Annotated in this window: 8 protein-coding genes and 1 pseudogene; 2 read left to right on the forward strand and 7 right to left on the reverse strand. The window is 65.7% G+C overall.

Annotated elements, in window-relative coordinates:
* Positions 1 to 6: 6 nt before the first annotated feature.
* From LCH29_RS41990 to LCH29_RS42015, 6 genes and pseudogenes are all read right to left on the reverse strand, one after another.
* Positions 7 to 1,785 (reverse strand): reverse transcriptase domain-containing protein, encoded by a 1,779-nt coding sequence (locus tag LCH29_RS41990; protein WP_446466942.1) that lies wholly within the window; start codon positions 1,783 to 1,785, stop codon positions 7 to 9.
* Positions 1,786 to 2,354: 569 nt separating this feature from the next.
* A pseudogene (locus tag LCH29_RS41995) lies at positions 2,355 to 3,055 on the reverse strand (IS5 family transposase); the annotation flags it as partial.
* A 96-nt stretch (positions 3,056 to 3,151) separates the two neighbouring features.
* On the reverse strand, positions 3,152 to 3,781 hold the full coding sequence (locus LCH29_RS42000) for an aldehyde dehydrogenase family protein (RefSeq protein ID WP_446466949.1): 630 nt from the start codon (positions 3,779 to 3,781) through the stop codon (positions 3,152 to 3,154).
* A 157-nt stretch (positions 3,782 to 3,938) separates the two neighbouring features.
* Positions 3,939 to 4,631 carry a type 1 glutamine amidotransferase domain-containing protein gene (locus LCH29_RS42005; RefSeq protein WP_446466943.1) on the reverse strand — a complete coding sequence of 231 codons (693 nt, stop codon included), beginning with the start codon at positions 4,629 to 4,631 and terminating at the stop codon, positions 3,939 to 3,941.
* A gap of 33 nt (positions 4,632 to 4,664) precedes the next feature.
* Entirely contained in the window at positions 4,665 to 4,883 is a 219-nt protein-coding gene (locus LCH29_RS42010; RefSeq protein WP_446466944.1) for a hypothetical protein, read from the reverse strand.
* Positions 4,880 to 5,524: an SDR family NAD(P)-dependent oxidoreductase gene (locus LCH29_RS42015; RefSeq protein WP_446466945.1), complete on the reverse strand. Its 645-nt coding sequence runs from the start codon at positions 5,522 to 5,524 to the stop codon at positions 4,880 to 4,882. The genes LCH29_RS42010 and LCH29_RS42015 overlap by 4 nt, the downstream gene beginning before the upstream one ends.
* A gap of 183 nt (positions 5,525 to 5,707) precedes the next feature.
* On the opposite strand from LCH29_RS42015, the gene LCH29_RS42020 reads away from it, so the two are divergent.
* Positions 5,708 to 6,589: a helix-turn-helix transcriptional regulator gene (locus LCH29_RS42020; RefSeq protein ID WP_446466946.1), complete on the forward strand. Its 882-nt coding sequence runs from the start codon at positions 5,708 to 5,710 to the stop codon at positions 6,587 to 6,589.
* A 207-nt stretch (positions 6,590 to 6,796) separates the two neighbouring features.
* On the opposite strand, the gene LCH29_RS42025 is transcribed toward LCH29_RS42020, so the two are convergent.
* Positions 6,797 to 7,186, reverse strand: coding sequence for a hypothetical protein (locus LCH29_RS42025; RefSeq protein WP_446466947.1), 390 nt, complete (start codon positions 7,184 to 7,186; stop codon positions 6,797 to 6,799).
* 215 nt (positions 7,187 to 7,401) lie between these two features.
* Between LCH29_RS42025 and LCH29_RS42030 the strand changes: the two genes are divergently transcribed.
* Positions 7,402 to 8,499: an integrase core domain-containing protein gene (locus tag LCH29_RS42030; protein WP_446466948.1), complete on the forward strand. Its 1,098-nt coding sequence runs from the start codon at positions 7,402 to 7,404 to the stop codon at positions 8,497 to 8,499.
* The last annotated feature ends 129 nt before the right edge of the window (positions 8,500 to 8,628 follow it).

Raw genomic sequence — 8,628 nt, forward strand, 5'->3', positions numbered from 1 at the left:
AGTGATCTATTTCGTGACGCTGCTGGCTGGCCTTCCTGAGTGGATCGTGTCATGGCAGCCGGTGCAGACAACCAGAGTCTTGCGCCGTTTCTTCACCATGGCGTGACGCCATTCAGCCAGCGGCGCTCCCTTGTCGAGGTCAGCGAGTCTCCGAATGTGGTGCACTTGCACGTTTTCCGACGTCCCGCATAGCTCGCACTTCCCTTTCAAGAGCCGGGTAATCAGCTCTTTTCTGGGGTGAGGGTTGGCCACTTGACGGTCCGTGAGGACCGCTGCCTTCTGTCGCGTCAGTGAGATTCCGCCGAATCGTGCGACCAGTGGCTTCCTTCCTGCGTTGCGGGGGACGCTGGCTTCGAAGCATGTGCGGGGCCCATATGGTGTCTCGATCTTGGCCTTGTAGCGGGCCGCCATCTTGGACACCGTCGAGCGATGCTTCGCTGCCAGCGTCTTGAGCAACGAGGTTTCCATGGCCCAACGCAGCCGATGCAATCGGCATACGTTACCAGCCAGGAGGTAGTACTGGACGATGCCCCGGTATTCGGCCCCGTAGACGTTGACGATGGTGTAGTCGTCGTCGTTGAGAAGTAGGGACCGGTGCGCGGGTTTTCCGCGGCTCAGGTATGGGGCTGCCTTCTCTCGGATCACCTTTGCTGGCACACGTAGAGCAATCGAACCGTTAGCCGTCCTGCGGCCTCGGGTCGCCTGCCTGTCGTTGTGTTGCACGGTGATCTCGTATCCGAGGAACGATGCCGCGCCCTTACGGGCATGGGTGATCAGTGTCTTTTCCGGCGATAGTTCCAACTTGAGGTCTTCACGGAGGAATACCGCGAGACGCCGTTTGATCTCCTCGGCCTCGGATTTCGGCCCGATGAACCCAAGAAGGGTGTCATCGGCGTATCGCACATAGCGCAGTCTCCGGAAGCCCGGATCGTTCGGATCCACGCTGGGGATACTGCGCTGCTGCTTGCGAAGCGACCGGACCTCGGTCCGGTCTCCGCGCCTGCGGGCTCGTGCGATCGCATTGACCACCTCCAGGTAGGCAGGGTTGCGTGCCCTGCTTCGCCCTCGGGTGTAGTGCGGAATCAAGACGTTCTCGACAAAGCTGTCCAGTCGGTGCAGGTAGATATTGGACAACAGCGGAGAGAGCACTCCGCCTTGAGGTGCCCCGCTGAGCGTGGCTCCCCAGGTCCAGTCCTCCATGTACCCGGCCTCAAGCATGTTGCGCACCAGCCGAAGAAACCGGCCATCGTGTATTCGTTCTGCCAACGTCTCGATGACGACTTGATGGTCGATCGAGCCGAAGCAGTCAGAGATATCGCCTTCGATGAACCAGGTCGTACCCGTCCAGGTATTGCCCACCTCCGTCAAGGCGGTGTGACAGCCCCGTTTGGGTCGGAACCCGTGGGAGCGGTCGGAGAACTGCGGCTCGAAGTACGCCTCCAGGAGGAGACGCATCACCTCGCCGACGAGCTTATCCGCCCAGGTTGGCAGTCCAAGCGGCCGGGTCTTCCCATTCTTCTTGGGAATGTTGACTCGCTTGACTGGGCTGAACCGGTAGCGTTCGTGACGCATCGCATCGATGATGCGACCGATTTTGCCCAGTGACATGCCGTCCACGGTTTCTTGCGTGACTCCCGACGTCATCGCTCCTTTGTTGGAGTAGATGCGGCCGTAAGCCACCAGGTACAGCTGCGGATTGAACATTTGCCGATACAGCTCACTGCACGGCAGACCACGTCTGCCGCGCTCACGAAGGATGCCTAACACCGTGTCGGCACTCTGCATTTCGCATACCTCCCGGTCTCGTTCGCATCCAGTCACCTGTGCCCCTTCGCCCTGCGAGCGGCTTTCCCGCTCTCCTCGGCAGGTCGTTACTCCTGCGACTACTACGGGCACTCCGTCGCCCTAGGGTTCACACCCCGTAGGCGATCCCACGTTCGTCCTCGTTGTACGTCATAGCGTGACGTAGGCGCCCCACTCATCTCCTTCAATGTCCTCACTGGACATCGCCCCATGTCGCGGAAGGTATGTCGGCCATGCATCAAAGCCGTCACAGGACATGGCATCGGTTTCAGTAGCCTTTCCGATGGATGCGAACTTTCATCGACTGGAGATTGGGGTTCAGGCAATCCAGCTTTCGCCTTATCACGCGGGCCCCTCAGCGCACCGTCCCTGGCAACTGAGCCCGGTCGCTGATTCTCTGGCATGCTCTGGTCCCCATCACCTTTCGGATCCAGGTGAGCCATCAGGCCCAGGAATATCCCTCCAATTCCTCCCGGCTGAGCCGGGGATACAACAAGGCGCCTCGTGGCGCACATGCACCGCTCGACGGTGTTGCGCTGCCGATACGCCTAGCGGTCGAAGGCCGGTGGTCTGCCGCCCCGCTGGCCGCGACGTAGCCGGTGGCCGCGCTGGTCCGCCGAGACGGGGATCACTGCCCTGATGCCGCGCTTGCGCAGGTGCTCGCGGATCGCGCGCGAGGAGTACGCCTTGTCGGCCAGGACCATGTCCGGCCTGATGCGGGGCCGTCCTCGTTGTCGGGGAACGCGCAGGCGGGACATCACCTCCGCGAAGGCGGGTGCGTCGCCGGCCTGGCCGGCGGTGAGGTGGAAGGCCAGGGGCCGGCAGCGGCCGTCGGCAGCGAGGTGGATCTTCGTGGTCAGTCCGCCGCGGGACCGGCCGATGGCGTGGTCGTCGGGTCCACCTGCCGGGTCCCCCTTTTTTTGCGGGCCCCGGCCGCGTGCTGGTGGGCACGCACGATCGTGGAGTCCACCGAGACGGCCCAGTTCAGGTCCTCGTCCGCGTCGGCCTGGGCCATCAGCGCGGTGAAGACCCGCTCCCAGGTGCCGTCGACGGCCCACATCCGCAGCCGGTTGTATACGCCCCGCCAGTTGCCGTACTTCTCCGGCAGGTGGACCCACTGCGTTCCGGTCTGGAACTTGAAGGCGATCGCGTCGATCACCTCACGGTGATCCCGCCACCGGCCGCCCCGCTTCGGCGTCCGGTCCGGGAGTAACGGCTCGATCCGCGCCCAATGCGCGTCAGTCAACGGCACACCCGGACCAACGACGAGCTGATCCAAACGAAACGGCCTAGCGACCACACACAGTGACCGAAGTGGCAGGAGCCACGGAGAATACCGATCACTCGATCAACGACTCCTGCCAGTCCCGAGGCCGAGATACACGGTATGACGTGCAGCGATGACTTTTCGAGCGGCACAGGGTTTGACAACCATGGTGCAGTCGGCAGCCACGGCCGGGCCGATCTTGCGGGCCGGCATGGCCAGCGGCGCGTTCCAAGGCGTGATCAACAGGCAGGGCCCGACCGGCTGACGGGTGACCAGTACTCGGGCGGTACCGTCCTCGCTGACCTTCCGGCTTCCGTCGATCCGGACGGCTTCCTCACCGAACCAGCGCAAGTAGTTCGCGCCGTACTCGACCTCCGCCCGGGACTCGGCCGGTGACTTGCCCATCTCCAGGGTGATCAGCAACGCGAACTCGTCAATGCGCTCGATCAGCAGATCGTGGGCACGCCGAAGAATCTCGCCCCGTCGGCGCGGGGGTACCGCAGCCCACTTCGCCTGTGCGGCACTTGCGGTGTCAAGGGCGACCAGCGCATCCGCCGGGGTCGCGTCCGACACCTCGCACAGTGTCCGCCCGGTGGCCGGATCCTCCACCGAGAAGCTACCCCCGCCGGACGCCGATCGCCATCGACCGCCGATGAACAAGCCCTTCTCGACACGTCCAACGGCATCGGGTTGAGGCAGAGATGTGACCATGAATTCCACGCTTCTTCCTGAGCGATCATGATGGGGATCATCAGCCGACGGATGCGGTTGGCGCCGCCGCTCCCGGACCAGTGGGAGCGGGCGGCACAAACCGCGGAAGCCGGGAAAAACCGAGTGGCGAGCAGGCTTCCCGGCTTGCTGGGAGCTGCTACTTGAGCGCGCCGATCATGGCCTCGGCCATGGGGGCGCTGGAGGCCGGGTTCTGGCCGGTGAAGAGGTTCCGGTCCTGCACGTTGTACGCCTGGTACGCCGGTCCCCCGGAGTGCTTCGCACCCTTCTGACGCAGAGTGCTGGCCAGCAGCCACGGAGCGCCTTCCGCAGTGCCGAAGCTCTCCTCCTCCTCGTCGGTGAAGGCCGTCATCTCCCGACCTGCGAACAGCCACTTGCCGTTCTCGTCCACGGCGGACAGAAGGCCGGCTGGGCCATGGCAGACGGCCCCGATGACCTTCCCGGCCGCGTCCGCCTCGGTGAGCAGGCGGCCGAGGTCACGGTCCTGGTAGAGGTCGACCACCGGACCGTGCCCGCCGGGGATGACCACAGCGACGTAGTCGTTGATGTCGATTTCGTCCAGCTTCAGCAGCGGACCGAACTCACTCAGGGCCCGCGCGGCGTGCTCCACATAGTGCGCACAGTCCGGGCCGGCGATCTCCGGGTCGGCACTGTGGGCGTCGAGCGGCTGCAGAACGCCGCCCGGGGAAGCGAAGTCGACCGCGAAGCCGGCCTGCACGAACTCCTCGTGGGGCGCGGCGAGCTCTTCGGCCCAGTACCCGGTCGGGTATTCCGAGCCGTCGGTGCGTTCCCAGATACTCGCGGCGGACATGACGATCAGAATCTTGCTCACGATTGTTCCTTCCTGTGACGGATTGGTGAATTCTCAGGCGTCGGCGAAGTCAGTGGCGTCGGCGGTCTGCGCGGTGGCCTCGAGGTTCGCGCGCAGGGCATCGACCTTCGCGGTGGCGTAGGCGTGGGCGTCCGAGCCGAGCAGCTGGCGCAGCGGGCCCTCGCCGCTGACAACCTGGCGGATGATCGCCTCCGCGCCCTTGACCGGGTTGCCCAGCTGGCTGCCCTGGAGCTTCAGGTGGTTCTCGGTCATCTCACGCAGACCTGGGTACGCATCCGTCGTCGAGGCGGGCAGCGCGAGCGAGTCGGTGGTGAGGAAATCGGTGCGGAAGTAGCCGGGCCCGACGATGGTGACCTGACGTCGAAGTCGGCCATCTCCTGGGCCAGCGCTTCGGTGAGACCCTCGAGCGCGAACTTGCCCGCGCAGTAGAGGCCCCAGCCCGGAACCGCGGTCAGCCCGAGAATCGACGACACGTTGACCACATGACCGCTCTTCTGCTCGCGAAGCACCGGCAGCGTGGCACGCAATACGTTCCACACCCCGACGACCTGGACGTCGAGCATGTCGCGAACCTCGCGGGCACTCGTCTCCTCCACGGCGGCCAGGTAGCCGTAGCCGGCGTTGTTGACGACCACGTCGAGGCCGCCGAATCGCTCCGTGGCCTGGCGGACAGCCTGCCGGACCTGCTCGTCATCACGCAGATCGACGGTCAGCGGCAGCAGCCGCGAAGTGTCGACGCGGTCACCGAGGGCTGCCAGCAGCCGCTCCGTGGAACGGGTCGTCGCGGCGACCTGGTCGCCACGCTGGAGCAGCTGCGTGACCAGCTCCAGGCCCAGGCCGCGGGAAGTACCGGTCACGAACCAGGTCGCGGGTCGATCCGTCGGGAAACTCATGGTCGTCCTTTGCTCACGATTTCGGTGATGCGCCTCCGGGCTGTTCCCGTGGTGGCGTGCTTCAAGAGTGACCCGCCGCAAACCCCTCTGGGGGCCTATCTCGCGCCCTGTGGAGGCGCGGTCTTCGGAACCTGGGACTCGCCGGTCCACCCAGGACCGCGCCGGCTCAGGGATACTCGAACCGTGAACAAAACCAACCAAGAACTCGCCGATTTCCTACGGCGAGCTCGCAGCCAGATCGACCCCGCCCGCGCCGGCCTGCCCCCCGACGGGCGCCTCCGCCGCGTACCCGGCCTCCGCCGCGAAGAAGTCGCCCGCCTCGCCGGCGTATCCACCGACTACTACGCCCGCCTCGAACAAGGCCGCCGCATCACTCCCTCCGCCGCCGTCGTCGAAGCCATCGGCCGCGCCCTCGGCCTCGACGCCGCCGGACGCGCCCACCTCAACGACCTCATCGGCCTGACCTCGACACCCACCCCCCGCCGAACCCACGACGTCCAACGCGTCCGCCCCGGCCTCTACCAGCTCCTCGACGCCCTCGACGGCGAACCCGCCCTCATCCTCGGCCGCCGCACCGACATCCTCGCCGCCAACCGCATGGCCAAAGCCCTCTTCACCGACTTCGACCAGCTCCCCGCCGCCCACCGCAACTACGCCCGCTGGATGTTCCTCGACGGCGACGCCCGAGCCCTCTTCCTCGACTGGCCCGACCAAGCCCGCGCCGCCGTCGAAAGCCTCCGGTTCGAAGTCGGCCGCAACCCCGACGACCGCGCCACCACCGACCTCGTCACCGAACTACGCGAACACAGCCGCGAATTCGACCAATGGTGGGAACAACACCGCGTCCACCAGCGCACCCACGGCTCCAAACGCCTCCGCCACAACCTCGTCGGAGACCTCACCGTCGAATACGAAACCCTCACCCTCCCCGGCGACCCCGAGACCACCCTGTTCATCTACACCACTGAACCGGAATCACCCTCACGACGAGCCATCGACATCCTCGCCAGCTGGACCGCAACCACCCCCACCCTCGAACCGAACCCCAACATCACCGAGCAGTAACGCCCATCCGAGTTCGCCGGCAACAGCAGCATCGCGGGGCGATATCGACCTGCGACAGGCCGCCGCATTGGCCCGTTCGTCGTTCGCCGACCAGCTGCTGATCATGCGCAGCGCCCTGTAACCGCCCCGGAATCACAAGGGGGTTGTTCACTCACACGGTCAAACCACCGTCTGCGGATCATTATCGATGCGGCAGGTGCCGACCGGCTACCACTGCGTCTGCGCGGCCCGCTGAATCGAGTCCGCCACATTGCTGCCGTCGGCACCATCCGGCAGAGAGATGTGTGCCGCACTCACCTCTCGCGCGGCGTCGTAGCCGATCTCGTCCATGGACGAGAGGTCGAGCAGCACCCGCACTGCCGGGTCGGTCGTGAAGTTCTCGTAGCAGTGGCCGCCGCTGCGCACCGCGACCCGTCGCCCGGCCCGCACCGCTTCGGCCACCGCACGCACCACCTGATCGGTCGAGCCGACCACGCGGATCTCGTCCGGCCGTCCCACCTGCCGGAAGTTGTTGCCACGCAACAGGCCGTCGTACCGCGGATCGCCCGGCCGGATCTTCACCGGCCCGAACGCCGCCGCCTCGGCGGCCGCCTGCACGGGTACTCCGGCTGTCAACGCGGCGCCTGCCGCGGCACCCGCACTGGCGAGCAGCACACGACGACTGATCTGGTTGCGCTCCGATCGACTCTGTGCTTGCCGAGAATGTCATCCGCCCTGGTCGGAGGGCTGTATCGGGACTGGCGGTCGTCGGCCTCGTCGCTCGAGTAGGCGCTCTCGCGTAGTCGGTGGTTCACGCGTCATGATGATCGATCGTGCTGCTGCGACTGGCTTACTTGGGCGTGTCGAACACGTTCGCGATGCTTCGTCTGCTGCCGATGACCGACCGGGACAAGGACGCGGAGATCCTCGCCCTACGCCACCAGATCACCGTGCTGGAACGCCAACTCGGCAAGGACAAGATCCGGTTCACGCCCAGCGATCGGGCGTACCTGGCGGCGCTGCTGCACCGGCTGCCACTGCACGTCCTGCGAAGATTACGGCTGCTCGTACGCCCCGATACTGTACTGCGTTGGCACCGCAGCCTCATCGCACGCCGCCATGCCACTTACTGTCGGCCCAAACGCCCGGGACGGCCGCGCACGGTGCGCTCGATCCGCATTCTGGTGCTGCGGCTGGCGACGGAGAACCCGAGCTGGGGGTACCGGCGCCTGCACGGCGAGTTGCTTGTGCTGGGGGTGAAGGTGGGTGCGTCCACCGTCTGGGAGATCTTGAAGGAGGCCGGCATCGACCCGGCGCCCGAGCGGAACTCCAGTACCTGGGCCAGCTTCCTTCGCGGCCAGGCTGATGCCCTGCTGGCCTGCGGCTTCATGGAAACAGTCACCCTGTCGGGGGTACGGATGTACGTGCTCGTGGTGATCGAACACGGCAGTCGCCGGATCCGGATCCTGGGCGCCACCGCGCATCCGACCGCATCCTGGGTAGCGCAAGCGGCGAAGAACCTCGTCATGGACCTCGAAGAACTCGGCTGCCGCGCACGGTTCATGATCCGGGACCGGGACGGGAAGTTCCCCGTCCTCTTCGATGCCGTCCTCAAGGACGCGGGGATCGAAGTCGTCCTCAGCGGCATCCAGACGCCCAGGATGAACTCGATTGCGGAAAGGTGGATACAGGCCTGTCGCCGCGAACTCCTGGACCGGACGTTGATCTGGAACCAGCGACACCTCCTCCACACCCTGCGCGAGTTCGAGCACTTCTACAACGGACACCGACCACACCAAGGCATCGCCAACGCCAGACCGCTACACCCCTTGCCTCCGCCGATCGACGACCCGGACACGTTAGCCCGCCTCGCCATACGTCGACACGATCGCCTCGGCGGCATCCTCCACGAATACCGACATGCAGCGTGACCTGCACGGATGAGATTTCCGGCATGGGCACCTCCTCGGTTGCGATCATGGTCAGGTCCGTGACCCACAGCCGGTTCGACACGTCCGCGGTGAAGTCGCGCTGTACCAGGTCAGGGGCCGGATCCGCGT

It is taken from the genome of Streptomyces sp. BRA346, from assembly GCF_052851135.1.